Source organism: Pseudonocardia sp. Cha107L01 (assembly GCF_052566575.1).
This window is the reverse complement of record NZ_CP199579.1, coordinates 7,946,207-7,971,807: the sequence shown is the minus strand read 5'-3', so window position 1 is coordinate 7,971,807 and position 25,601 is coordinate 7,946,207. Positions and strand designations below refer to the sequence as shown.

The following is a 25,601-nucleotide window of genomic DNA, read 5'->3' as shown; positions in this document are numbered from 1 at the left end:
CTAGCGAACGACCTGGGGCGGCCGGCAGTTTCTGAGCTATGAGCGGACCGTGGACGACCGTTCCCTGAGCTGTGCGCCGATCCGTTCGGCGAGCATGACAATGGTCAGGTTGGGTGCGGCGGAGGGCACGAGCGGAATGATCGAGGCATCGGCCACGGTCAGTCCGCCGACCCCGTGAACCGCGCCGAACGGGTCGACCACGGTTTGCTCGCCGCCGGCCGGGCCCATCGGAGCCGTTGCGGTCGGATGCCCGTAAGACGCCAGAGAGGACTCGACCGCATCGGGTAACGCGTCGTCCCGCACATTCTCGCCGGGCATCATTTCGGCGGCGATGAACGGTGCCAGCACAGAGTTGCGGGCGATTCGGCGCGCGAGCCGGACACCCTCGAGCAAACGTCGTCGATCGCGATCGGTATCGAGGAAGTTGTTGTCGATAATCGGCGGATCCGCGGGATTGCGGCTGCTCAGCCGCACCGTTCCCCGCGATTCCGGCTGGACGACCGAGATGGCGAACACGATCGCACCGCCCGTCGGGCTGATCGCGGGATCCAGCAGGTGCTGCGCGTTGATGTGCAGGTCGAGCTCGCCGGTCGCGGCCTCGCTGGTCGCCGCCCACAGCTGGGCGAGTGGTCCCGGTGCCATCTGGGTGCGGCCCGGGGCCAACGCGTAGATGTTGTAGAAGAACGGGTGGTCCTGCAGGTGCTGGCCGACCGGGAGATCGGCCACGACCTCGATCCCGAGGGCCCTCAGGTCGCGCCCGGGACCGATGCCGGAACGCAGCAGAATCGCGGCCGATCCGTACGCCCCGGCCGAGAGGACGACCTCACGGGCGCGAAGGACCGTGCCGCCCACGGCGACCACGCCGGATGCCGCACCGTCCGCGAAGAGCACCCGGTCCACGACCACATCGCCGCGAACTGACAGATTCGGCCGAGCCCGAACCTCGGCGGTCAGATAGACGAGTGCGGTGTTCTGCCGTACCTCGTCGATCGCGTTGAGCGGCAGTGGCCCGACCCCACCGCGCACATCGGCATTGAAGTCGGGAATCGGCGGGTAGCCCTCGTGTACACAGGCGTCGATGAACGCCTGGCCCGACGGGCTGAGGTCTTCGCGCCGCCGCTGGCGAATGGGGAATGGCCCGCTTCGTCCGTGGAACTCCTCCGCGCCATCAGGATTGTTCTCGAGCCCTCGAAAGATGGGCGCTACTTCCTCGAACGACCAGCCCGGCACATTCCACCGGGCGAAGTCGATCGGCCGCGCCCGCACGGCGACGGCCCCGTTGATTGCGGAGCTGCCACCCAGGGTGCGGCCCCGCAGCGCGACAATTTTCGGCGACAGTCGACCGCCGCGAGCGGTATAGCCCCAATCGTGCTCAGGGTCTCCACCGACGATGGCGAGGTCGGTGAGCACCGGGGGGAAATCGGCGGGCGCGTATGCCTTTCCCGCTTCGAGGAGTACGACGTTTCGGCGCGGGTCCTCGCTCAACCGGGCCGCCAGTACGGCGCCGGCCGTGCCGCCACCCACGACCAGAAAATCCACAACCTCGTCGGTGCTCATAGGTGCCAACCTTGCCGCGAAGCAGGTGACGGGGCCTCGCCTGATTGCGGTGATTCACCGGCCACGTCGGTTGTGCCTCTGGACCTCGAGGAGCTCGAGGCCGAGCGCCTCGACCTCGGCCAGCACGCCGTACAGCGCGGACTGGTCGAGGCGGCCGGTGAGCACCGTGTGCGCGGCGTAGCAGTGCGGCTCCATCGTCGGGAACGCGGACAGCGCGGTGGGGCCAAGGTGCCCGTTGATTCGGATTGTGTAGAGCGCCGGCTCCCCGTCCATGACGTGATGGTGGAGTTCGCCGCGGTGAGCCCGCATCGCCGGGATCCGGTGACCGCCCGACTAACGTGTGCGACCGGCGCCGGGTATCTGGAGCTCCTGGGCGCGCCGCACGGCGGAGGACCGGTCACCGACGCCGAGCTTGGCGTAGATGCTGCGGATGTGCGTGCTGACCGTGTTGAGCGAGATCGACAGCTCGGTGGCGATCTCCGGCCTGGACAGGTTCGTGGGCAGGTAGCGCATGACCCGAAGTTCGCCGGGGCTGAGCTTCTCGAGGTACCCGGATACGAGCTGGTCGGAGGGCGGCTTGACGGACAGCACGGAGGAGCCGCGCAGCACGTCGAGGATCTCGGTGCGCAGCGGCTCGTACTCCGTGTCCCGCCGAGGCAGCGACTCCAACAGCTCGGTGGCGCCGGTCATCGCGAACGGTAGGACGAGCCGGTCGGCCCCGGCGAGCGTGAGGGCGCGTTCAGCGGCCGCGGTCGCGGCGCGTCGGTCACCGAGCCGGCGGTGGGCGCGCCCGGCCAGCAGCTGCGCCTCGACGACAGTGACGTAACCGATGGCCGGGGCGGTGCCGTCCAGCACGTCGCGCAGTGCGGCCAGCGCCGCGCCCGGGTCGTGCTCCGCGAGGAGGATCGCGGCCTGGGCGTTGCGGATCTCGGCCCGCTCGTCGTCGAGGCCCGCGAGCGTGGCGTGCGCCTCGTCGAGCAGTCCGGCGCGGACCTGGGTGGCCACCGTCCAGTCGGTGACCTGGTTCGCCACCGCGTGCGGGTCCGGCAGGTGAGCTTGCAGCCGCGTGGCCGAGGTGAGCTCGCGCAGCGCGTCACCGTGGCGACCGCGGCAGCAGTGCAGCATGCCGCTGACAATGTGCACGAGCAGCCTGACGTCGGGCCCGGTGTCCGTCTCCACCGCCCGTGCGGTGCGCAGCAGCCACCGCTCCGCCTCGTCGAGCTCACCCGTCCACACCAGCGTGCTGGCCAGCGTGACCAGCGCCGGCGCGACGATCGGCTCCGCACCCCAGCCATGTCGTTCGGCAAACTCGATCGCCTCGCGGCAGCGTTGCCGGGTGACGGCGAACGGGTGGATTCTCGCGGCGAACCCGAGCCGCGCGAGAGCGGCGGCGGCCAGGTAGGGCCGGCCGATCTCGTGCGCGAGCGCGGTGGCCTCCCGGAGATGCCGTTCCGCATCGGGCAGCGCCAGGGATGCTTCGACGGTCCCGAGGTTGAGCAGGGCCAGCGCCCGCAGGTCGTTGTCCAGCGCGATGTCGCCGGGTGTCGGGGACGCGTCCGAGGTGGCGTGGGCCAGCACACCCGCGAGGTCGCCCCGGCGCACGGCCAGTGCCAGCCTCAGTGACCTGGTCGCCACCCTCAGGCCGTACCGGCGATCGGGGGGTGTCGTCCCGGCGTGCGCCTCGGCGAGCGTCAGGTGGGTGTGCGCCTCGTCCAGGCGTCCGTGGGCGAGGCTGCGTCCCGCTCGCACCAGGGCCAACTCGGGATTCTCGGCGTGCGCTCCCCGGGGAAAGGCCCGCAGGAGCGCCTCGACGGTCTCCCCGAGCCCATCCATCGTCAGGCTGATCGAATGGTCGGCGAGCAAGCGGGCCGCGTCGGACCAGTCACCCGCCGCCTGGGTGTGCCGGATCGCTTCGGCAACGTGTCCCTGCCGGGCGAGCCATTCGGCGGCCGCCCGGTGCAGGGCGGGCGCCTCGGCGGGCAGCGTGCGGCGGAGCTCCAGGCGGAGCAGGTCCGTGAACAGCTGGTGGTAGCGGAACCAGGTGCGCCCGGGGTCGACTGAGACGACGAACGCGTTGGCGTCCTCGAGCTCCAGCAGGAGCCGGGCGGAGTCATGGCGCCCGGTCAGCACGTCCGCGAGCTCGCCGTGCACGCCGTCGAGCAGGCAGGTGCGCAACAACAGGTGCCGCACCTCGGCCGGCTGGTGGTCCAGCATCTCGGCGAGCAGGTACTCGGCGACTGCGCGATGGGTCCCGGAGAACTCCTCGACGAACCGCTCGGGGTCGGGATGGCCGGCCAGCGACAGCGCCGCGAGCCGCAGTCCCGCTGCCCAGCCTTCCGTTCGCTGGTGCAGCCGCGCGGCGGCGGCCCCGGAGAGCCTGATCCCCGAGGCGGCGAGCAGCTCGCGGGTCTCGGCCTCGGTGAAGCGGAGGTCGGCCGCGCGGATCTCGGCGAGGTCGCCGGCCAGCCGGAGCTGATGCAGCCGCAACGGTAGGTCACGCCGGGTCGCCAGTACGGCGTGCGCGTTGGCGGGCAGCGTGGCCAGCAGGCAGGCGAGCGCGGCGAGCGCCTCGGGTGACCTCAGCTCCTGCAGATCGTCGACGACCAGGGTGATCTCGCCCGGGTTACCGGCGAGCTCGGCCTGTACCGCGTCCACCATCGCCGGCCCGTTGAACTGGGGTGTCGGCGAGGCCACCACCGCGTCCCCGACCGGGCCGGAGGCGTGTCGGACGGTGTTGAGCACGCTGAGCCAGAAATGCTGGGCGTCCTGCTCGTCACGCCGCACTCCGACGGTGGCGAGGCGCCGTTGCCCCGCCACCGTGGCCCAGGTGCGCAGCAGCGACGTCTTCCCGCTGCCGGCCGGAGCCGAGATCAGCGTGACCTTGACCGTCGCCGCACGATCCAGCGCCGCGATGAGTCGGTTCCGGTGGAGCAGCTGGAGGCTGCGCGGCCCCGCGCACTCGGCGTGGCCAGGCGCCCCCGGGTTTCCCTCTGTCGTCAGTGACACGATGCTCCGGCTCCTCGGAGAGCCCGGTCAGGCGGCTTTGGCGGCTCGCAGGGTGGCAGTGAAGTCGGTGCCGGTGATGCCGGTGAGGATCGGGTTGGTGGCGCCGGCCGCGCGATAGCGGTCGATGCCCCGCCGCACGTCCGAGGGCTCGCCGATGGCGCACAGGTTCTCGATGAGCTCCTCGCCGATCGCGCGTTTCTGCGCCTCCGGGTCGGGGGCGGCGGCGTCGTAGGCGGCGAGGTCCTTGCCGTAGCCGGCCGCCTCGAACATCGCGCGGTAGAACGGCAACCCGAAGTAGCGGTGCAGCTCGGTGCGGATCCCGTCCAGCGCGACGGTTCGGTCACCGTCGGCGGAGGAGGGGACGGACGCCGCGATGGTGAACCCGTCGAGGGACTTGCCGACGCGCTCGCGGCCCCGGGTCACCTCGGGGATGACGACGTCGCGCACGTAGTTGGCGGGGCAGGCCCACAGCAGCAGCCCGTCGGCCAGCTCGCCGGCCAGCCGCAGCATCGCGGGGGACAGCCCGGCGAGGTAGATCGGGATGTCCGGGCGGGGGGTGAACCCGACAAACGCGAAGTTCGACCGCCAGCGCTCCCCTTCGGGCGGGGCCTCGCCGGCGAGGATCGCCCGCACCACGGCGAGGTACTCGCGCATCTCCGGGACCGGTTTGCCGATCTCCTGGCCGTGCCAGCCGCCCATGGTGACCCGGTGGCCGGTGCCAAGACCCAGGATGAACCGGCCGGCGGAGGCGTCGTCGACGGTGGCGGCGGTCTGTGCCATGGAGGCCGGGGACCGGTGGTAGATCGGCGCCACGGCGGTGGCCAGGCGGACCCGCTGGGTGTGCTGCGCGAGCGCGGCGAGTGTGGTGAACGAGTCCCGCGCGGCGATGTGCGAGCACATGATCGTGTCGTAGCCGAGCTCGTCGGCGAGCCGCGCGTACTCGACGGTGCTGGCGAACGACTCGGTGGGGCGCAGTTGGAAGCTCAGTGCTGCGGTCATGGTGGGCCCGTCCTACTTGGCGATGAGGGGGTTGCGCAGCTCGCCGATGCCGTCGATGGCGCTGACCAGCGTGGTGTCGCCGGTCAGGTAGCGGGCGGGGGTGCGGGCCATGCCGACACCGGGCGGGGTGCCGGTGAAGATCACGTCACCGGGGAGCAGGGGACAGACCGCGGACAGTCGGGCGATCAGCTCGGAGACGGAGAACACCATGTCCCTGGTGCGTCCCTTCTGCAGCAGCTCCTCGTCGAGGGCGCAGATCAGGCTCAGGTCGTCCGGGTCGGCGAGCTCGTCGGAGGTGACGATCGCCGGCCCGATCGGACCGAACCCAGGGTAGGACTTGCCGAGCGAGAACTGCGGCACCGGCCCGACCAGCTGCACGGCGCGCTCGGAGAGATCCTGCCCGACGGTGAGCCCGGCGACGTGCGACCAGGCGCTCTCCTCGGAGACCTGCCAGGCGCGGCGCCCGATCACGACCACCAGCTCGACCTCCCAGTCGACCTTGTCGCTGGGCAGCTGAACCGTGTCGTACGGGCCGGTCAGGCAGGTGGCGAACTTGGTGAACACCGCCGGCGCCGACGGCACCGCGACACCGGACTCGGCGGCGTGGTCGCGGTAGTTCAACCCGATCGCGAACACCTGCTTCGGGTTCAGCACCGGGGCGCCGAGCTGGTCGCGGGAGTAGGGCTCGGCGCCGTGGTTGCCTCGGGCGCCGGCCCATTCGCGCAGCTCGTCCCACTGGTCGAACACGGCGTCCGGGTCGGCGGGGAAGCGCCCGTCGCTGGCCGCGTGGACGTCCACCGCCCCGTTGCCGACGAGCAGGGACAGTCGTCCGGACACTCTTGCCACGCGCATCGTGTCAGCTCCTTCACGTTCAGGTGGGTGGTTGGGCCCGCGCCCGCGAGGGTGGCGGTGACGGTCAGCTCGGGCTCAGCCCCCGCTGTCGGGTGCGTGCGAGCCGGTCATCAGCTCCGCGAGGTCGTCGGGCGCGAGGAAGGACGGGGGCACCGGAGGACCCCAGTTGTAGAGCGCGCGGGCCCCCTCGATCGCGGCCGGCTGCCACAGGGCGTCGTCGACGATGCAGTCCAGGTCGCTGTAGTACTCGGAGAAGTTGCCGGCCGGGTCGCGCAGGTACCAGAAGAAGTTGGACCCGATGTGGTGGCGGCCCAGCCCCCAGATGTGCCGTTCCGGGTGGTCGGCGAGCATCGCGGAGGCGCCCCGGCCGACCTCGTCCACGTCGTCGACCTCCCACGCGGTGTGGTGCAGGAAGTTCAGCGGCGCCCGCTGCACGAGGACGTTGTGGTGGTCCTCCGAGCAGCGCAGGAACGCCGCCTGCCCCTTCATCTCGTCACTGATCTTGAAGCCGAGGCCGTCGACGAAGAACCGCTGGGTGGCCTCCTGGTCGACCGAGCCGATCACCAGGTGCCCCAGCTTGCGGGGCAGCACCCGGGTTTCCCGCTCCACCGCGGGAGCCCGGCCGTTCGGCCGGTCCGCCCGGCCGGGCCCGTTGGTCGGCGCCACGGCGACCGGCTCCTCGACGACCGGCGGCGCAACCTCGACGGTGACCTCCAGCCGGGAGTGCGGGTCGGAAACGGTCAGGCGGTCGCCGTCGCCGATGTGCGGGATGTCCAGCCCGGCCAGGCTGGCGCGCACCCGGTCGAGGTCGTCGCGGTCGCGCGCGCCGACTCCCATGCTCAGCAGCCGCCGCCGTGGTGCGTAGGTGATGAGCAGCTGCTCGCCGCCCTCCCGGGTGGCGAAGCGCCGGCCGCCGTCGGAGGTCTCGCCGACCGGGGTCAGTCCGAAGTCGCGGTAGTACTCGGCGGTCGCCGCCACGTTGGGCACCCCGACGCTGATCGACGTCAGGCGATGTAGGGCCATCGTTGGCTCCTCACTCCAGCTCTCTGCAGGGATCATCCATCCATTGAACTCTCAACAAGTTTGCGCCAACCCCTTCCGGATGTCAACGATATTCGCATAGAATATCGATATTAGATCGTCTCGTTGAGGAGAGTGATCGGCCGTGGCGGTTGACCGAGTTGACCGGGAGGTGCCGGTGTTGATCGTGGGCGCCGGGCCCGCCGGGTTGGCGACCTCGAACCTGTTGTCCCGTTACGGGGTGCGGCACGTGCTGGTGGAGAAGCACCTCGGCACCGCGCACACGCCCCGCGCGCACATCGTGAACCAGCGCACCGTGGAGATCTTCCGGCACATGGGCATCGAGGAGCGGCTGCTCGCGGTGGCCACGCCGAGGGAGCAGATGGCCAACAACGTGTGGCACACCAGCCTCGCCGGTCGTGAGCTGGCCCGGATCTGGGCCTGGGGCACCGGCCCGGACCGGTCGGCGGACTACCGCGCGGCCAGCCCGAGCCCGATGGCCAACGCGCCGCAGACCCGGCTCGAGCCGGTCCTCCTGGACGCGGCGCGCGAGCACCGCGAGGCCGACCTCCGGTTCGGCCACGAGCTGGTCTCCTACACCCAGGACGTCGACGGGGTGAGCGCCCTGGTGCGGGAGCGGGCCACCGGGGACACCTACCGGTTGCGGTGTGCCTACCTGGTCGGTGCCGACGGCGCCCGCAGTCAGGTCGTGGAGCAGGCGGGGCTGCCGATCGAAGGCGAGTCGGGCCTCGGCGGCGCGGTGAACGTGTGGTTCGAGGCCGACCTGACCGAGTACCTGGCCTACCGGCCGGGCGTGCTGTACTGGCACGCGGCGCCCGGTACTCCCTTCCTGACCGGTGCCGGCACCCTGATCTGCCACAAGCCGTGGACCGAGTTCGTGATGGTGATCGCCTACGACCCGGCCACCGAGACCGTCCCGCACACCGAGAAGTTCGCCGTGGCCCGGATCAGGCAGATCGTGGGCGACGACACGATCAACCCCAAGATCAAGGGATTCGCCACCTGGACGATCAACCACCAGGTCGCGGCCCGCTACCAGGACCGTCGGGTCTTCGCGATGGGTGACGCGGTGCACCGCCACCCGCCGACCAACGGCGCCGGCCTGAACACCTCGATCGCGGACGCCTTCAACCTGGCCTGGAAGCTCGCGCTCGTGATCCACGGTCAGGCCGGCGCCGGGCTGCTGGACACCTACACGCAGGAGCGCCAGCCGGTCGGCCGTCTGGTCGTGGACCGGGCGATGCGCAGTGCGACGGAGATGGCCGAGGTACACCTGGCGCTCGGGTTCAGCCCCGGCCAGTCGGAGGAGGAGGGCCGGGCCGCGTTGCGTGGGCTCGACCAGCCGGGCCCGGCCGGTGAGGCCCGCCGCGCCCAGGTGCGCGCCGCGCTGGAGCTGATGAACTACCAGTTCAACGCGCACGGGTTCGAGCTCGGCTACCGGTACCGAGAGGGTGCCGTGGTGTCCGACGGCACCCCCGAACCCGTGCCCGCCCGGGACCCCGAGCTCTACTACCACCCCACCACCTGGCCCGGCGCCTCCCTGCCGCACGCCTGGCTGGACCGCGACCGGCGGCAGGTCTCGACCCTCGACCTGGTCAGCGGCACCCACTTCAGCCTGCTGACGGGACTCGGCGGGGAAGGCTGGGCCGAAGCGGCCGCCGCCGCCACGCACGCCACCGGCGTGGCCATCGACGTGCACAACATCGGCACCCAGGACGGACCGGTCGACGCCTACGGCGACTGGGCGGCCCTGCGCGAGGTCGGCTCCAGCGGCGCGATCCTGGTGCGCCCCGACCGGCACATCGCCTGGCGCGCCGACGAGTACACACCGCGGGCCGCCCAGGCGCTCACCGAGGTGCTGCGCGAAGTGCTTTCCGTCCCGGGCACGCGGCCGACAGCGTCGGTGGCGTCTGCGGACTCGGTGGCGCGGCCCGCCCCAGCCTAGGCCCGACAGCACGGTACATCCGGCCAAATATCGACAGACGGGCAAAATCTTGATTAGCCTACCGTGATGCCCGCACAGCGAACGTCCGCCGAACGGAGCGGCAGCACTCGCACCGAGGAAGTATTCGACGCGCTGCGGGCCGAGCTCCTGGACCTCAACGGCTCGTACCATCCGGGCGCGAGACTGAAGCTGGCCGAGCTGACCCAGCGGTTCGGCGTCAGCCAATCGGTGGTTCGGGAGGCCCTCACCCGTCTCGCCGAACAAGGTCTGCTGGTCGCGAACCCGCAACGCGGATTCAGCGTGCGGGAGCTGTCCGTCGCGGACCTGGCCGACCTCGCCCAGGTACGGGTGCAGCTCGAGTCGCTCGCGTTCGGTCAGGCCGTGCGCAACGGCGACGTGGCCTGGGAGACCGCTGTCGTGGCCACCCACCACACTCTGGAGCGCACCCCCACGGTGCTCCCGGACGGCCAGTTCAACGAGGGCTGGTCGGTCGCGCACCGTGCCTTCCACCAGGCGCTGCTGGCCGGTTGCGGCAGTCCCCGGCTGGAAGCGATCGCGGCAGGGCTGCGCGACAGCGCGGAGCTCTACCGACGGTGGTACTGGGCGCTGGCCGAGGACTACACCAGGAACATTCCCGCCGAGCACACCAGGCTGCGCGACCTGGCCATCTCCCGCGACGCCGACGCCGGTATCGCGTTGCTCACCGAGCACATCGAGCGCGCGCCCCGGCAGCTGATCGCCTACTCCGAGCGGCACGACCTGACCGCCGGGCACCCGTCCGCCCGCTGACACGGCGGGGGAGCGCGGCCCGGGGGAGCAGGTGCTCGGGTAGTCGAGTCGGGTCGCTTGCGACGTGGTTCCTCGGGTGTGTCCTTTCTCGGGAACCGCACGTCAGCCCGCCATGCCCGACCTCGTGGGTAGCGCATCACCCGGAGCGGGTGACGACTGCTCACCGGCGTGTACCCCCGCGAGCGGCAAACGAATGAAATTCAGCATGAATATCGATAATCATGAACTCTGTCGTTATAGTGGAGCCATGGTTGGTTGTAGTGCTGGTCGGCGCACAGTCCCGGGGTGGGACGCATGAGCTCCCCGGCTCCGGTCCCGCTGTGGACGCCTGACCAGGCGACCCGGGACGCAGCGCGGATGACCGCGTTTCTCGCCTGGCTGCGGAGCGAGCGCGGGCTCGAGCTGCCCGAGTACGGCGATCTGTGGGCCTGGTCGGTGGCCGACCCCTCGGGCTTCTGGGATGCCCTGCGGGAGTTCTTCGGGGTGCGGTTGACCACGCCGGCCCGCACTGTGCTCGGCGATGGGGCCATGCCCGGGGCGGAGTGGTTCCCGGGAGCGCGGCTGAACTACGCCGGGTACCTGCTCGACGTCGAACGGGCTGGGCCGGCCCTCGTCTCGGTCCACGAGGACGGTTCGTCGGAGGAGTGGAGCGGTGCGCGGCTGCGCCGTGAGGTCGCGGCGTTCGCCGCCCATCTCCGGGAGCAGGGCGTACAGGTGGGCGACCGCGTTGTCGGTTACCTGCCCAACGTGCCGGAGGCCGTGGTGGCTTTCCTGGCCACCGCCAGCCTCGGCGCGGTATGGGCGGTCTGTGGTCCGGAGTTCGGTGCCGCGAGCGCGGTGGCCCGGTTCGCCCAGCTCGAGCCGGTCGTCCTGGTCGCCAGCACCGGCTACCGGTACGGCGGTCGCCACCACGACCGCACGGACGCCGTCGAGGCGATCCGCGCGGCCATCCCGTCGCTGCGCGAGACCGTGCTCGTCGGCTCCGTGGTCGATACCCCCGCGGCGGAGTCCGGCGGCACGACATGGGAGCGCGCCGTCAGCACCGACGCCGAGCTGTCGATCACGCCGGTGCCGTTCGACCATCCGCTGTGGGTGCTGTTCTCCTCGGGCACCACCGGGACGCCGAAGGGGATCGTGCACGGCCACGGCGGCATCCTGCTGGAGCACCTGAAGTTCGTCGGCCTGCAGCTGGACGTGCGGCCCGGGGACCGGTTCTTCTGGTACACCTCGACCAGCTGGATGATGTGGAACGTCACCGTGTCCGCGCTGCTCACCGGCGCGACCACGGTGCTCTACGACGGCAACCCCACCCACCCCGACCAGGCCCAGCTCTGGCGCATCGTCGCCGACCAGCGGGTCACCGTGTTCGGCACCAGCGCCGCGTACCTGCACGGCTGCCTGAAGGCCGACCTGTCACCCGCGCGGGACCACGACCTCGGCGCGCTGCGGGCGCTGCACTCCACCGGCTCGCCGCTGTCCGCCGACGGGTTCCGCTGGGCCCACGAGCGGGTCGGCCCAGGGGTGCCGCTGTTCTCGGCCAGCGGCGGCACCGACGTGGCGAGCGGGTTCGTCGGCGGCAACCCGCTGCTGCCGGTCTGGGTCGGTGAGCTGTCCGGGCCCTACCTCGGGGTGGACGTCCAGGCCTGGTCCGACGACGGCCGGCCGCTGACCGGGCAGGTCGGGGAGCTCGTCGTGACCGCGCCGATGCCGTCCATGCCGCTGTACTTCTGGGCCGACGCGGACAGGGCCCGCTACCGGTCGAGCTACTTCGACACCTTCCCGGGCGTCTGGCGCCACGGCGACTGGATCGCGTTCACGCCGAGGGGCAGCGCGGTCATCCACGGCCGCTCGGACTCCACGCTCAACCGGATGGGCGTCCGCATGGGCACCGCCGAGATCTACCGGGCGGTCGAAGCCCTCCCCGAGGTCGCCGAAGCCCTGGCGATCGGCGTCGAAGCACCCGACGGCGGCTACTGGCTGCCGCTGTTCGTCGCGCTGCGCCCCGGGCACACGCTGGACGACGCGCTGCGCGGGCGCATCACCGCCGCGATCCGCAGCGACGCCTCGCCCCGCCACGTGCCCGACGACGTCATCGCGGTGCCCGGGATTCCGCACACCATCACCGGCAAGAAGCTCGAGGTGCCGGTGAAGCGGCTGCTCCTCGGGCTCGCCGCCGGCGTGGACCTCGGCGCGGTGGACAAACCCGACCTACTCGAGCTGTACGCCACGTTCCGCCGCGGAGGTTCCCATGGCGCGCCGAAACAGCAGTGAACGCCACAACACCGACGACACTGACGACCACAGCGAGATCGGTGGTGGCGAGCCGGTGGGGCTGCCCTCGGCGACACAGGCGATCGAGTCCCTCGCGGCGGTACTCAGCAGGGGCGGCGCGGTCAGCCAGGAGCTGATTGGTCTCGCCACCGAGCTCGGCCGCGTGCTGATCGGCACCTCGACGCTGGCCCCGGCCGAGCGCGACCGCCGGTTCACCGACCCGGCGTGGTCGCGGAACCCGCTGTTCCGGCGGCTGGTGCAGGCCTACCTCGCCGCCGCCGGTTCCCTCGACGCACTCGTCGACGATCTCGACGCCCACGTCGAGGACCACCGGTTGGCCGAACGGGCCCGGTTCGCCGCCAACATCCTCGCCGCGGCCGCCGCGCCGACCAACATGCTGGTCACCAACCCGGCCGGGCTCAAGCGGGCCTTCGACACCGGCGGTGCGAGCCTGCTGAGCGGGCTGCGCAACCTGGTCGACGACCTGCGCCACAACGGGGGCATGCCGGCCACCGTCGAGCCCGGCGTGTTCCAGGTGGGGCGCGACCTCGCGCTCACCCCGGGCGCTGTGGTGGCCCGCGAGCCACTGGCGGAACTGATCCAGTACACGCCGAGCACCGAGACGGTCCACGAGCGGCCGATCCTGGTCGTCCCCCCGCCGATCGGCCGGTACTACTTCCTCGACCTGCGCCCCGGCCGCAGCTTCGTCGAGTTCGCGGTGGCCAACCAGCTGAACACCTTCCTGCTGTCCTGGCGCAACCCCGGCCCGGCGCAGGGGAGCTGGGACCTCGAGGACTACGCCTCGACGGTGCTCACCGCGATCGACCACGTCCGCGCGATCACCGACAGCCCGGAGGTCAACCTCGTCGGCTTCTGCGCGGGCGGGATCATCAGCAGCACCGTGCTGAGCCATCTCGCGGCCACCGGGGACCCCAGGGTGCACAGCGCGTCGTTCGCGGTCACGCTGCTGGACTTCGGCCAGCGGGCGCCCCTGACCGCATACAACGACCGGACGCTCCTGGACCTGGTGGGGCGACGGTCCAAGCGGGCCGGGGTGATCACGTCGCGCCAGCTCGGGGCCGCGTTCACCTGGATGCGGCCCGACGACCTCGTGTTCAGCTACGTGGTCAACAACTACGTGCTCGGCGAGCGGCCGCCGACGTTCGACATCCTGGCCTGGAACGCCGACGGCACGAACCTGCCCGCCGCGCTGCACAACACGTTCCTGGACATCTTCCAGAACAACAACCTGGTCGAGCCGGGCGGCCTGTCCGCACTGGGCACCCCGGTCGATCTCAGCCGGATCACCGTGCCCACGTTCGTCACCGGCGCCGTCTCCGACCACCTGACCCCGTGGAAGTCCTGCTACCGCACCACGCAGCTGGTCGGCGGCGACACCACCTTCGTGCTCAGCTACTCCGGCCACATCGCCAGCCTGATCAACCCACCGGGCAACCCCAAGGCGCACTACTGGCACGGCGGGCCCTCGGGCGCGGACCCGGACGCCTGGCTCGAGCAGGCGACCCGCACGCAGGGCAGCTGGTGGGAGCCCTGGGCACGGTGGGCGAAGGAACGGTCCGGCTCACTCATCCCCGCGCCGGACGCCCCCGGGGATGCCGAACACCCGGCGCTCGATCCCGCGCCCGGCCGCTACGTCACCGCCGAGGCGACGAGCTGACCTGCAAGATCGTAAAGGAGCCCCCATGGGAACACTGGACGGGCGCGTCGCCTTTGTCACCGGCGTCGCCAGAGGCCAGGGACGCAGCCACGCCGTCAAGCTGGCCGAAGAAGGGGCCGACATCATCGGCATCGACGCTCTGGCCGATGAGCCGACCGTGCACTATCCACTGGCCACCCGCACCGACCTGGACGAGACCGCTGAGCTGATCGAGCACCTCGGACGACGCGCGATCCTGTCCCGGGCCGACGTGCGGGACCTGCCCGCCCTCATCGCCGCGGTAGACGCCGCCGTAGCCAGCCTCGACCGACTCGACATCATCGTGGCCAACGCAGGCATCTTCTCCTTGGGCGCGGTGCTCGACATTCACGAGCGGACCTGGCAAGACATGATCGATGTCAACCTCACCGGCGCATGGCACACCCTCAAGGCGGCGGTACCCCACATCCGGGCGGGTGGGCGGGGTGGATCGGTCATCATGATCTCCTCCGGGGCCGCGCTCATGCCGCCGCCCGGGATCGGTCACTACAACGCTGCCAAGGCGGGAGTAGTCGCGCTGGCCAAGACTCTCGCGCAGGAGGTCGGACCGGAGTTCATCCGGGTCAATTGCATCGGCCCCGGCAACGTGGACACCCCGATGATCGATAACGACGTCACCCGACGCCTGTTCATGCCCCACCTCGAACAGCCCACCCGGGAGGATGCCGAGAAGCCCGACTCGCGGTATGTGGCAGTGAACGCGCTGCCGGTGCCCTGGGTGACACCCGCCGACGTCAGCAATGTCGTGGCGTTCCTCGCCTCTGATGCCTCGCGGTATCTGACCGGACTCGTCGTTCCGGTCGACGCGGGCTATCTGGTCAAGAAGTGACGGCCAACGCCTGATCGACGGACGGGCAGAGGTCGAGCAAGAATATCGATAATATGGGTGATTATCGTTGACAGCGGCGGCGTCGTCGGCCAAGATATTGATTGAAAGTTCAATCATGTTGGCGACGAGGCAAGGGAGTCTCTGATGAATACCGCCACCTGGATCGTGCAAGGTCTCCTCGCGTTGGCGCTGCTCGGCGCGGGCGCGGTGAAACTGATCAAGAGCCGGAAGGACCTCATCTCGTCCGGCGCTTCGATGGCTTGGGCCGAGGACTTCTCGGACGGAGGGGTCAAGCTGATCGGCCTGCTGGAGGTCGTTGCGGCCGTCGGGCTGGTGCTGCCTTGGGCGTTGCAGGTCGCGCCGGCGCTCACCCCGTTGGCCGGCGCCGGCGCGGCGCTGTTGATGTTCGCCGCCGTGGTGGTCCACCTTCGCCGCCACGAAAGCAAGGCGGTGGGTGGGCCGCTGCTGTTGGCCCTGCTGGGCGTGTTCGTCGCGGTCAGCAGGTTCGGGATCGTCGGATCTTGACCTGGAGCCGATGACATGACCAACGCACACACATCGAGCAGCGATGTCGATCAGTTCATCCGGGAGCTTTTCGCGGCGGTGGACTCGGGTGACGCCGAGCGGGTCGGCGGCTTCGTCACCGACGGGGTCACGTTCCGGTTCGGCAGCGCCGAGCCACTCATCGGCAGGACGGCCCTGGTGGCCGCCAGCCGGCAGTTCTCCGCGTCGATCGCCGGGCTGCGCCACGAGATCACCGATCTGTGGCGGCCAGAGCCGGGCACCATGGTGGCGGAGTTGCGGGTGACGTACCACCGACACGACGGCCTCGAGCTGACACTGCCCTGTTGCAACATCTTCCGGCTCAGCGGTGACGGACTGGTCGACGACTACCGGATCTACATGGACGTCAATCCGGTGTTCGCCTGAACCGCCGGTGACTCAGGCGACGCCGGCGATTGGCCTCATCTTCACGGAGTCGTGTGGCACGTCCTGTGGGCTCTGATCGGGATCTACGCGCTCCTCGTCGGCGGCCGATACCTCCTGCACGGCTGAGCTGACCGAGCTCACGGCGGACGCCCTTCGGACAATCGGCCTTCGGCGCTACCTGCTGTCCACGGCGTCGAGGATGAACGGGGCGACCGTGTCCGGATGGCTGATCAGCGACAGATGCCCGGAGTTGATCTCGAGGGTCTTCGCGCCCATCCGCTTGGCCACGAAGCGCTGCAGCTGGGGGTCGGTGGTCCGGTCGTCGGTGGTGATCACATACCTGGTCGGCTTCGAGCGCCACGCGGCCACGCTGTTCCGGGTGGCGAACAGGGTCTGCGCGACGCGGCCCTGGGCCGCGTACAGCACTCGGGCCCGCTCGGTGGGGACGCCGTTGGCGAAGTCGTTCAGGAAGGCTTGCTCGGTCAGACCGCCGAACCCCTCCTGGTAGACCAGCCCGGCGCTGGCCGGTGAGGCCGGGAACCGGGCGGCCAGGGCGGGGTAGTCCTCATTGACGTCCGGTGCCCGGGCGGAGAGGTAGACCAGGGAACGTACCAGCGGGTGGTCGCCGGCCTGGGTGATCACCACGCCGGCATAGGAGTGGCCGACCAGAACGGTGGGCCCGTTCTGGGCATCGAGGGCCCGACGGGTGGCCGCGACGTCGGCGTCCAGCGAGGTCAGTGGGTTCTGCACGGCGGTGACGGTGACCCCGGCCGCCTGCAGCCGCGGGATGATGTCCGCCCAGCAGGACCCGTCCGCATAGGCGCCGTGCACGAGCACGACGTTGCGCGGACCGGCCGGGGGCGGGGCCGCGGCCGCGGATGCGCCCACAGCGGCCGGGGTGCCGCCCGCGTTGGGCGTCGTGGCGCAGCCGGCGACGAACGCGGCCACGCCGCCGGACGCCATGAGCGTGGAGAAGGTACGGCGATTGATCATCACGTGAGGCTCCCAGGGCCAGAGTTGGTGGAGCCGGCAGTGGAGGCCCCGCGACGCCGGAACACCAGGGTGGCGGTCACCACGAGCACGATCGTGCCAATCGACTCCACGACCAGCGTCGGCGCGACCAGCTCGCCGCCCCACTGCTCCCGGATCCCCAGGAGGCCGACGGTCAACGCGAGCACCAGCGCGAGCAACGTGCCCGCCATGAACAACAGGCTCAGCACGCTCGCCAGGCGCAGGAGCCTCCGTCGGGTAGCGAGCATCGCGATCGCCAGCACGAGCCCGCCGATCGCGTTCAGGACGAACAGAACCCCGATCAGGCCTCCGGCCCCCAGGACGGCGACGTAGTAGAGGTGGATCCCGCCCATCGCCAGGAGCACGAGCGCGCTCAGCACCTGCCAGACGATCGGTGGCCGCTGCCTGTCGTGCCCAGCGAGGCCGGTCGCGGCCGGATCACCTGAGCCCGTCCCCTCAACCGTCGTTGCCATGTCACAACCTTCCTTCCAAGGAACTCGCCGGCGAGAGCCAGTGGTGTTGCTCCCGGTATTGGTCCAGTGGACTAGCCTCTTAGACTGTGGGCAACCGTTTGTGAGCTGGTACACGAGGAAGGCGGCACCCGACCGGTGGCACCTCGCGCGACACCCCCGCGGCGCCCGGGGGCCTTGCAGCCCGTCAGCCGCGCCCGCCTGTACGAGCAGCTCGTCGAGCGGCTGCTGGACTACATCCACACCGAGCGGATCAAGGTGGGGGACCGGCTCCCGGCCGAGCGCGAGCTCGCCGCCCAACTGGGCGTCAGCCGGGCATCGGTGAGCCAGGCACTGGTCGCACTCGAGGTGCAGGGCGTCATCGACGTGCGGCACGGCGACGGCGCGGTGGTCATCGACGTCCCGGCGGAGCGGCAGATCCTGGCCGCGCTGCGCGCTCGGCGCAACCGGCTGCGGGAGGTCATCGAGGCGCGGGAGGCCCTCGAGGTGAAGCTCGCCGCGCTCGCCGCCTCGCGGTGCACGCCCGAGGACCTCGAGGCCATCGACGATGCCCTGTCGCTGATGGCCCACGAAGTCGCGCAGGGCGGGCGGGGGGCGGCGGGGGACGAGCAGTTCCACGCCGCTGTGACCGCGGCGGCGCACTCCGGGCTGCTCGCCGGCCTGATGACCGAGATCGCCGAGCTGATCCGAGAGAGCCGCATCGAGTCGCTGACACAGCCCGGTCGGCCTGAGGAATCGCTGCTGGCGCACCGCAAGGTGGCCGACGCGATCCGGACCGGCGATGCGGAAGCGGCGGCGACCGCGATGGCCGCGCACATCGCCGCCGTCTCCGACACCGCGCTGCTCCGCGAGCGCTGAGCAGAACTCCTAGGCTAGCTTCTCGACATGGGGTTCGACGCCCAGCACCTGGATGCAGACGTGGTCGGCGCCGGCCTTGATGTCACGCTTCCCCGGTCATGGCCGCCGCCATCCGCAGGTGTGGGTGCGCCTCCGCGTGCCGACTCTGGCGCTGCAGTGTTCGCCCCAGCAGCAGGTGCGTGTAGTCCGAGGCGGGATCCCGCGCCAGCAACAGGCGCAGCTCGTTCTCGGCACGGCCGAGTTGAGCGGAGTGGTAGTACGCACGGGCGAGCAGCAGGCGCAGTGCGCCATCTTCCGGCACCTCGGGAACGAGCTCGCTCAACATCCGCGCCGCGGTGATGTAGTCCTTGGCGTCGAAGAACATGCGTGCCCGATCAACTCGCTCCCACAGGGTTCCCGTCATGACTCCTCCAAGTGTTCAACTGGCGAACGCCGCGGCGGACCGGGACATTCCGTATGCCGGAATCGGCACGCCGCCCGCGGGAACCCGGGGTGGTCCCCAGTGGCATTCCCGGGGTCGCTCCGGTATCTGTCCGTGCAGAGTTTGGCCGTGGACGATGTGTCCGGCCATGAGCACAAGGAGATCGTCTCCACCCGATCAGCTGCCGCGGCCGGCACGTCGGCGGGTGCTCGGTATCGTCGTCCAGGCCCACTGCGCTGGTTTGAGCTCTCGCCTTGGCCCCGGCATGGGTGTACGCACTGTGTGAGGTGCGGGTCCGGAGGCGGCTGGGGGTGTCGGATGGGGGCAGGCGGGCCGGGGCCAGATCCCCCGGGTGGGACCGAGGTCGTGCACGAGAGCCAACGCACGCGGGTGACTCGACTGTTCCTGCCCGGCGGCACGGTGATCCGTAAGCAGCCGATCGGGGCGGACGCGCCGCGGCGGCTGCGGCATGAGCTGGGGCTGCTGGGCCGGCTGCGCGGTGTGTCGGGGGTCGCGCAACTGCTGGATGCGCCGACGTACCCGGACTCGATCGTGTTGGCGGACGTGGGGGGCAGCAGCCTGGCGGGACTGCCCACGCCGCTGAATGGTGCTGAGCTGATCGAGTTGGCGGTGCGGTTGGCCCGGGCGGTGGCGGTCATGCATCGGTGGGGTGTGATGCATCGGGACATCACGCCGGCCAACGTTGTGGTTTCCAGCGACAGCGCCCCGTGCGTGGTGGATTTCGCGTTGGCGAGCCCGTTGGCTGAGGTGCGCCCCGAGTTCAGCCACCACACCCAGATCGTGGGGACGTTGGCGTACCTGGCACCGGAGCAGACCGGGCGGACCGGCCGGCCGGTGGATCATCGCGCCGACCTCTACGCGTTGGGTGCCACCTTGTACGAATTGGCGACCGGTGCGCCACCGTTCGGCTCCGGGGACCCGCTGCGCCTGGTCCATGCCCACCTGGCCCGGGTGCCGCGGCCGCCGGCGGAGCTGAACCCGGCCGTCCCGGCCCCGCTGTCGGCGATCATCCTGCACCTGCTGGAGAAGGAACCGGACCGCCGCTACCAGAGCGCCGACGGCCTGGTCTATGACCTGGAGCGGATCCGGCACGGCCAGACAGGTCCGGCCGCGGCGGCGGTTCGGGTCGGCGAGCGTGATTTTCCGGTCCGGCTGGTGCCGCCGTCGCGGCTGGTGGGCCGCGAGGCGCAGGTGGCAACCCTTAAGGAGGCGTTCGAGGAGTCGCTCGCCGGCCGATGTCGTGGTCTGCTGATCAGCGGGGCGCCGGGGGTGGGTAAGACGGCGCTGGTCGATGAGCTGCGGACGGTGGTGACCGGCCGGGATGGCTGGTTCGTGGCCGGCAAGTTCGACCAGTACCGGCGGGATATCGAGTTCGACGCGGGATATCAGGCGTTTCGGGCGTTGGGTCGGCTGCTGTTGGCCGAGCCCGAGGATGAGCTGGCGGACCTGCGCGAGCGCATCCTGCGGGCGGTGGGCGCCAACGCGGGCCTGCTGACCGCGGTGGTACCGGAGTTCGCCGTGCTACTGGCCGTGGAGCCGGATGCGGGGGACCCGCTGACCGCGCAGGTACGTACGCAGCACGCGAGCGTGGCGGTGGCGCGCGCGGTCGCCTCCCGGAAACGACCGGTGGTGGTGTTCCTCGACGACCTGCAGTGGGCCGGGCGCACCCCGCTCGGCGCCGTCGACCTCGCCCTCAGCGAGGAGGCCGTTGAGGGCCTGTTCCTGGTGGGCGCCTTTCGGGACGGCGACGTGGACGCCGCGCACCCGCTGGTGGTACCCCTGTCCGGCTGGCGCGACCGGGCCGGTGTAACGCAGCTGCGGCTGGAGAATCTGTCATTGTCGGGGCTGGTCGGCATGGTGGCCGAGATGCTGCACGTGGACCCGGCCACGGCCGCAAGCCTGGCCGAACTGATCCATCCGCGCACCTGCGGCAATCCGTACGAGACGGTGGAGCTGCTCAACGCGCTGCGCCGCGACGGCCTACTGGCGATGACCGCCGCCGGGTGGCGGTGGGACACCACGGCCGTGCGCACGCACCTCGGCGGCTCCGACGTGGCCGCGCTGCTGGCGGGTCGCGTCGAGGCCCTACCGGCACCGTCGCGGCGGGTGCTGGAGGCGATGGCGTGTCTGGGCGGGCGCGCCGAGCTGAGCCTGCTGCAGACCGCCACCGCCACACCAGCCGGCGTGGTGCAGCAGGCGCTGGCGCCCGCCCTCGAGGAGGCCCTGCTGGTGGCCGAGCCCGGGGCGCGGGAGGCGGTGCGGTTCCGCCACGACCGCATCCGCGAGGCCATCCTGGCCAGCCTGGATGTGCCGCGGCGACGCACCCTGCAACTGGCCATGGCACGACGACTGGGCGAGGTACCGGAGCTGTTCGCGGTTGCGGCCGAGCAGTACCTGCCGGTGGCCGACACGGTCGAAGAGCCCGCGGAACGCGCCCGGGTGGTACAGCTGCTGCGCCGCGCCGCCGAGCAAGCCCAGTTGACCGGCAACTACGCGCTGGTGAACGGACTGCTGACAGCGGCGCTGCGCCTGATCGACCCGAGCGAGACCGCCATGCTGATGGCTGTACATACCGGCCGGCACGCCGCCCTGTACAGCATCGGGCGTCTGGACGAGGCGGACGAGGAACACCAGACGATCATGCGGCTGTGCCCCACCGCCCTGCAGCGCGCGGGTCCGACGGCGGTTCAGGTGAGAAGCCTGACCCATCGCAACCGTTTCGCGGAGGCGGTCGGGCTGGGCGTTGAGTCGCTGCGTGAGCTCGGCATCAACGTCCCGACGGCGGACCATCTCCCCGCCGAACTCGACCGCCAGTCCGACCGTCTGTACCGGTGGCTGGACCATACCGACGCCGCCGACGATCTGGCCCGGCCAGACATCACCGACCCGACGCTGCTCGCCGCGTCCGCACTGATCGACGCGATGCTGCCGCCGACCTTCTTCGGCCAGTACTTCTCCATGCGCGGGTGGCTGGGCCTGGAGGCACTGCGGATCCTGATCGAGCACGGCCCGGCCCGTGCCCTGGTCGGCCCGGCGGGTCATGCCGCCTACTACGCCCTGGTGCTGCGCGGCGACTATTCCGCCGGGTACCGGGGCAGGCGGCGGATCCTTGCGCTGGGCGAAGCCCGCGGCTACGAGCCCGGCACCTCGCACGCGCGCTTCGGGTTCGCTCTCCTCAGCTGCTGGGTCGAGCCGATCGAAAACGGTGTCCACGACGCGCGGCAGGCCCGGGAAGGGCTGATCGCCGGGGGTGACCTGGCGAACGCGGGATACACCTACTACCCGGCGGTCACGGGCCTGCTGGACGCCGCGCCATCGCTGGACGCCTGCGTCGCCGAGGTGGAGGCCGGGCTGGACTTCCTGCGGCGTACCGGCAGCGAACAGACCGGCCAGTTGATCGACGGCTACCGTTGGCTGGCCGGTGTGCTGCGCGGCGAAAGCCCCGCCGCGGCTGGCGAGGTGGCGCCCGACAGGTACGTCGGCAACCCGCTGGCGCTCTTCCATGCGCACCACACCCGCGCGCTGGCCGCCGCCATCTTCGCCGATCCGGCCGGCCTGTCGCGGCACACCGCGGCGGCGATGCCGCTGCTGCCGGCAGCCCTGGGCGTCTACCCGTCCGCCCTGGCGCGCGTGCTGCGCGGGTTGGCCCTCGCGGGCGAGGTACGGGCCAACCACGACGACGGTCCGCTGTCCGAGCTGGATGAGGTGACGGGCTGGTTGGCCGCGCGCGCCACAGACGCCCCGGACAACTTCCTGCACCTGCTGCGGCTACTCGAAGCCGAACGCGCCTGGGCACTCGGCGACTTCCGCGCCGCCGCACTGGGTTTCGACGCCGCGCGCCGCGAGGTCGCCGGCCGTCCCCGGCCCTGGCATCAAGCCCTGATCACCGAACGGGCGGCCCGCTTTCTCCTGGCCCGCAGCTACGATCACGCCGGCTTCGAGCTGCTGGCCCAAGCCCGCCAGCACTACCTGGCCTGGGGGGCGAGCGCGAAGGTGGACCAACTCGACTGGGCCTACCCCGCCCTACGCCCCCTCGAGGTGACCGTCGGCGGCGAGGAGCCCACCGACGGTTCGCGCGGCCGCGCTGGGGTCAGCACCGGGACCCTGGACCTGCTCGGCATCGTGGCCGCGTCGCAGGCACTCAGCGCGCAGACCAGCATCGACCGGCTGCACACCCGAGTGGTCGAGGTACTCGGCGCGATGACCGGCGCCACCGCGGTCCACCTGTTGCTCTGGGATAACGACCGGCACGACTGGCTACGGCCGACACCCGCCGGCGGCACCACCCCGATCAGCGGCACCGGCCACGAACACGAGCTGCCGACATCCGTGCTGCGCTACGCCCAACGCACCGGTGAACCACTGGCCGTGGCCGACGCCACCCGCGACGACCGGTTCGCCCGCGACCCCTACTTCACCGATGTCGGCTGCTGCTCGCTGCTGGCGCTGCCCATCCTCAGCCGTGGCAACCCGGGGGCGATGCTGCTGCTGGAGAACCGGCTCATCCGAGGCGCGTTCAACGCCGAGCGGCTGGACGGCGTCACGCTCATCGCCGGCCAACTCACCGTCTCCCTCGACAACGCCCGCCTCTACGGCGAGCTCACCACCTCGCGCGCCCGGATCGTCGCCGCCGCCGACCAGGCCAGGCAACGGATCGAACGCGACCTGCACGACGGCGCCCAACAGCGGCTGGTCTCCCTCGCACTGCGGCTGCGCGCGGCACAGGCGGTGACACCGCCCGATTCCGGTGAGCTGGTGGCCGAGCTGGACTCGCTGGTCAACGAGGCCACGAGCGCACTCGACGAGCTACGCGAACTCGCCCGCGGCATTCACCCAGTCGTTCTGGTGGAGGGCGGGCTGCCCGCCGCGCTGGAGACGCTGGCGCTACGCAGCGCCGTCCCCGTCGAGCTGGCTGTCGGGGTCGAGGGGCGACTGCCCGAGCAGGTCGAGATCGCCGCGTACTACGCGGTGTCCGAAGCGCTGACCAACGCCGCCAAGCACGCCGCCGCCTCGCTGGTCCAGGTCCAGGCCGACATCGTCGAGGCCGACGGTGCCGATCTGCTGCGGGTGGAGGTCCGCGACGACGGGCGTGGTGGCGCCATGGCACGGGGCACCGGGCTGCTCGGTGTCAAGGACCGCGTGGAGGCGCTCGGCGGGCGAATCGTCCTGCACAGCCCGCCCGGATCCGGCACCACCCTGCGCCTGGAGCTCCCACTCACCGCCCCTAACGGCGGGGCCACCTTCCCCTAGGACTGCGCCCGCGGTGACCACCCGCGCCGCGGCGGATCAGACCTCGACGACCTCACGTTTGGCCGACTTCGCCATCGACGGGCGGCCGGACCGCAGCGCCAGGGTGAGCCCCACCGAGGCCAGCGACATCACCGCCACCAGGTAGAACCCGTTCGCGTAGGTCTGCGTGGTGATCTCGTTGGTCAGCATTGTGTAGAGCCCGACCATGCCGCCCGCGCCCTGCGCTTGATACTCCGCGATCTGGGGGAGCATCTGGGCTCCCTGGGAGTAGAGCGTTCCCCGGTCCGCCAGTAGCTGCTGGGCGGCGTCGGTGTTCATCCCGGTCAGCGCCGCGACCGAGACGCTGGAGATGACCTGCCGCATCACGTTGTTCATCGTGCTGCCCGCACTGCTCAGCGTGGGCGGCAGCGCGGCCAGGCCGGCCGTCATGATCGGCATCATGGACAGTCCCAGGCCCAGGTTCCGGATCGCCAGGTTGAGCTCGATGAAATGCCGGGGGGTTTCCACGTTCATCTGCGCCAGCTGGTACGACGCGTACGCCGCGATCAGCATCCCGATGGTGACCGGCCAGCGCGGGCCGACCGCGTCGTAGATCCGGCCGGCGATCGGCATCATCGTCAGCACAACCAGCGAGGCGGGCAGCAGCACGAGCCCGGCGTCGAACGCCTGCATCCCCTGCACGTTCTGCAGGTACTGCGGAATGAAGTACAGACCGGTGAACATCCCGGTCATCACCACCACCAGCAGCAGCAACGAGTTCACGAACGGCCAGTAGGTGAGCACCTTCAGGTTGACCAGCGGGTTGGGCACGTCCAGCTCGATCACCACGAACAGCGCGAGACTGAGCGTCCCGGTGACGAACAGCCCGAGGATGCGGTACCCGGTCCAGCCCCACTTCTGCCCCTCGGCGCAGGCCAGCAGCAGCGCGAACATGCCGTAGCCGACGGTCAGGAAGCCCCACAGGTCGAACTTCGGCCAGCTGGTCGGCTTCTCCGACGGCAGAATCATCGCGGCGGCGGTGGCGCCGAGCAGGCCGACCGGGACGTTGATGTAGAAGATCAGTCGCCAGTCCACGTACTCCACGAGGTAGCCGCCGAGCACCGGACCGACCGCCGGGGCCACCGTCACACCGAGCCCGTAGATACCCATCGCGGCGCCGATGTTGGTCTTCGGCACGATCCGCATCAGCAGGATCATCGCGATGAGCGGCAGCATCCCGCCCGGGACGGCCTGCAGTATCCGGAACACGATCATGCTGGGCAGGCTCCAGGCCAGGCCGCAGAGGGCCGAGGTGGCGGCGAAGCCGAGCATGCACCAGCGGTGCAGGCGGGTCAGCCCGACCCGGCTGCCCAACCAACCACAGACCGGCACCACCACGCCCATCGTCAGCGTGTACGCGGTGACGATCCACTCCACGTCGTCCGGTGGCGCGTTGAGCGTGACCATCATCTTCGGGATGGCCACGTTGGTGATGCTGGTGTCCAGCACCGCCATGAAGGTGCCGGATACCAGCACCAGCAGCGGCACGATCCACGAGCTGCCGACGGCCTCGCCCGCCCGGGAATCGTCACTCACAGGGCGGCAGTTTACGCGATCTTGACGTTCCCTATTAAGGCCTGAGAGTTTCCTAGTGC

General features: G+C 70.8%; 19 protein-coding genes. 9 read left to right on the top strand and 10 right to left on the bottom strand.

From position 1 onward, the window contains the following. Positions 1-36 precede the first annotated feature (36 nt). From ACTXG6_RS37660 to ACTXG6_RS37635, 6 genes are all read right to left on the bottom strand, one after another. Positions 37-1,557: a GMC family oxidoreductase gene (locus tag ACTXG6_RS37660; protein ID WP_445184090.1), complete on the bottom strand. Its 1,521-nt coding sequence runs from the start codon at positions 1,555-1,557 to the stop codon at positions 37-39. A 54-nt stretch (positions 1,558-1,611) separates the two neighbouring features. Further along, entirely contained in the window at positions 1,612-1,830 is a 219-nt protein-coding gene (locus ACTXG6_RS37655) for a hypothetical protein (RefSeq protein ID WP_445184089.1), read from the bottom strand. A gap of 60 nt (positions 1,831-1,890) precedes the next feature. Further along, complete coding sequence (locus ACTXG6_RS37650; RefSeq protein WP_445184088.1) at positions 1,891-4,563, bottom strand: LuxR C-terminal-related transcriptional regulator; 2,673 nt, start codon at positions 4,561-4,563, stop codon at positions 1,891-1,893. Positions 4,564-4,590: 27 nt separating this feature from the next. Further along, on the bottom strand, positions 4,591-5,562 hold the full coding sequence (locus ACTXG6_RS37645) for an LLM class flavin-dependent oxidoreductase (RefSeq protein ID WP_445184087.1): 972 nt from the start codon (positions 5,560-5,562) through the stop codon (positions 4,591-4,593). A gap of 12 nt (positions 5,563-5,574) precedes the next feature. After that, positions 5,575-6,414, bottom strand: coding sequence for a fumarylacetoacetate hydrolase family protein (locus tag ACTXG6_RS37640; protein ID WP_445184086.1), 840 nt, complete (start codon positions 6,412-6,414; stop codon positions 5,575-5,577). Positions 6,415-6,489: 75 nt separating this feature from the next. After that, entirely contained in the window at positions 6,490-7,437 is a 948-nt protein-coding gene (locus tag ACTXG6_RS37635) for a VOC family protein (protein ID WP_445184085.1), read from the bottom strand. A 142-nt stretch (positions 7,438-7,579) separates the two neighbouring features. Between ACTXG6_RS37635 and ACTXG6_RS37630 the strand changes: the two genes are divergently transcribed. The 7 genes from ACTXG6_RS37630 to ACTXG6_RS37600 all read left to right on the top strand — a co-directional run bounded on the left by ACTXG6_RS37630 (position 7,580) and on the right by ACTXG6_RS37600 (position 15,936). Further along, positions 7,580-9,400 (top strand): FAD-dependent monooxygenase, encoded by a 1,821-nt coding sequence (locus ACTXG6_RS37630; RefSeq protein ID WP_445184084.1) that lies wholly within the window; start codon positions 7,580-7,582, stop codon positions 9,398-9,400. A 66-nt stretch (positions 9,401-9,466) separates the two neighbouring features. Next, positions 9,467-10,189: a GntR family transcriptional regulator gene (locus ACTXG6_RS37625; protein WP_445184083.1), complete on the top strand. Its 723-nt coding sequence runs from the start codon at positions 9,467-9,469 to the stop codon at positions 10,187-10,189. 294 nt (positions 10,190-10,483) lie between these two features. Next, positions 10,484-12,460: an acetoacetate--CoA ligase gene (locus ACTXG6_RS37620; RefSeq protein WP_445184082.1), complete on the top strand. Its 1,977-nt coding sequence runs from the start codon at positions 10,484-10,486 to the stop codon at positions 12,458-12,460. Then, the gene (locus tag ACTXG6_RS37615) at positions 12,438-14,138 is read left to right on the top strand and encodes a PHA/PHB synthase family protein (RefSeq protein ID WP_445184081.1); all 1,701 of its coding nucleotides are present in this window, start codon (positions 12,438-12,440) and stop codon (positions 14,136-14,138) included. The genes ACTXG6_RS37620 and ACTXG6_RS37615 overlap by 23 nt, the downstream gene beginning before the upstream one ends. Positions 14,139-14,163: 25 nt before the next feature. Further along, positions 14,164-15,006, top strand: coding sequence for a mycofactocin-coupled SDR family oxidoreductase (locus ACTXG6_RS37610; RefSeq protein ID WP_445184080.1), 843 nt, complete (start codon positions 14,164-14,166; stop codon positions 15,004-15,006). Between the two features lie 144 nt (positions 15,007-15,150). After that, positions 15,151-15,531 (top strand): DoxX family protein, encoded by a 381-nt coding sequence (locus ACTXG6_RS37605; protein WP_445184079.1) that lies wholly within the window; start codon positions 15,151-15,153, stop codon positions 15,529-15,531. A 15-nt stretch (positions 15,532-15,546) separates the two neighbouring features. After that, complete coding sequence (locus ACTXG6_RS37600; RefSeq protein ID WP_445184078.1) at positions 15,547-15,936, top strand: nuclear transport factor 2 family protein; 390 nt, start codon at positions 15,547-15,549, stop codon at positions 15,934-15,936. A 174-nt stretch (positions 15,937-16,110) separates the two neighbouring features. Here ACTXG6_RS37600 and ACTXG6_RS37595 read toward each other — a convergent pair whose 3' ends face one another. Continuing rightward, a complete protein-coding gene (locus ACTXG6_RS37595; protein WP_445184077.1) occupies positions 16,111-16,929 on the bottom strand; it encodes an alpha/beta fold hydrolase in 819 nt (272 codons plus the stop codon). Next, positions 16,929-17,420, bottom strand: coding sequence for a hypothetical protein (locus tag ACTXG6_RS37590; protein WP_445184076.1), 492 nt, complete (start codon positions 17,418-17,420; stop codon positions 16,929-16,931). The genes ACTXG6_RS37595 and ACTXG6_RS37590 overlap by 1 nt, the downstream gene beginning before the upstream one ends. A 174-nt stretch (positions 17,421-17,594) precedes the next feature. On the opposite strand from ACTXG6_RS37590, the gene ACTXG6_RS37585 reads away from it, so the two are divergent. Next, positions 17,595-18,275: a FadR/GntR family transcriptional regulator gene (locus ACTXG6_RS37585; protein ID WP_445184075.1), complete on the top strand. Its 681-nt coding sequence runs from the start codon at positions 17,595-17,597 to the stop codon at positions 18,273-18,275. A gap of 82 nt (positions 18,276-18,357) precedes the next feature. On the opposite strand, the gene ACTXG6_RS37580 is transcribed toward ACTXG6_RS37585, so the two are convergent. Continuing rightward, positions 18,358-18,678: a tetratricopeptide repeat protein gene (locus ACTXG6_RS37580; RefSeq protein WP_445184074.1), complete on the bottom strand. Its 321-nt coding sequence runs from the start codon at positions 18,676-18,678 to the stop codon at positions 18,358-18,360. A gap of 408 nt (positions 18,679-19,086) precedes the next feature. Here ACTXG6_RS37580 and ACTXG6_RS37575 point away from each other — a divergent pair, with 408 nt between their 5' ends. Continuing rightward, positions 19,087-23,967, top strand: a complete 4,881-nt coding sequence (locus ACTXG6_RS37575) for an AAA family ATPase (RefSeq protein ID WP_445184073.1) — start codon at positions 19,087-19,089, stop codon at positions 23,965-23,967. A 36-nt stretch (positions 23,968-24,003) separates the two neighbouring features. Here the strand turns inward: ACTXG6_RS37575 and ACTXG6_RS37570 are convergent, their stop codons facing one another. Further along, positions 24,004-25,542 carry a DHA2 family efflux MFS transporter permease subunit gene (locus tag ACTXG6_RS37570; protein ID WP_445184072.1) on the bottom strand — a complete coding sequence of 513 codons (1,539 nt, stop codon included), beginning with the start codon at positions 25,540-25,542 and terminating at the stop codon, positions 24,004-24,006. Between the last annotated feature and the right edge of the window lie 59 nt (positions 25,543-25,601).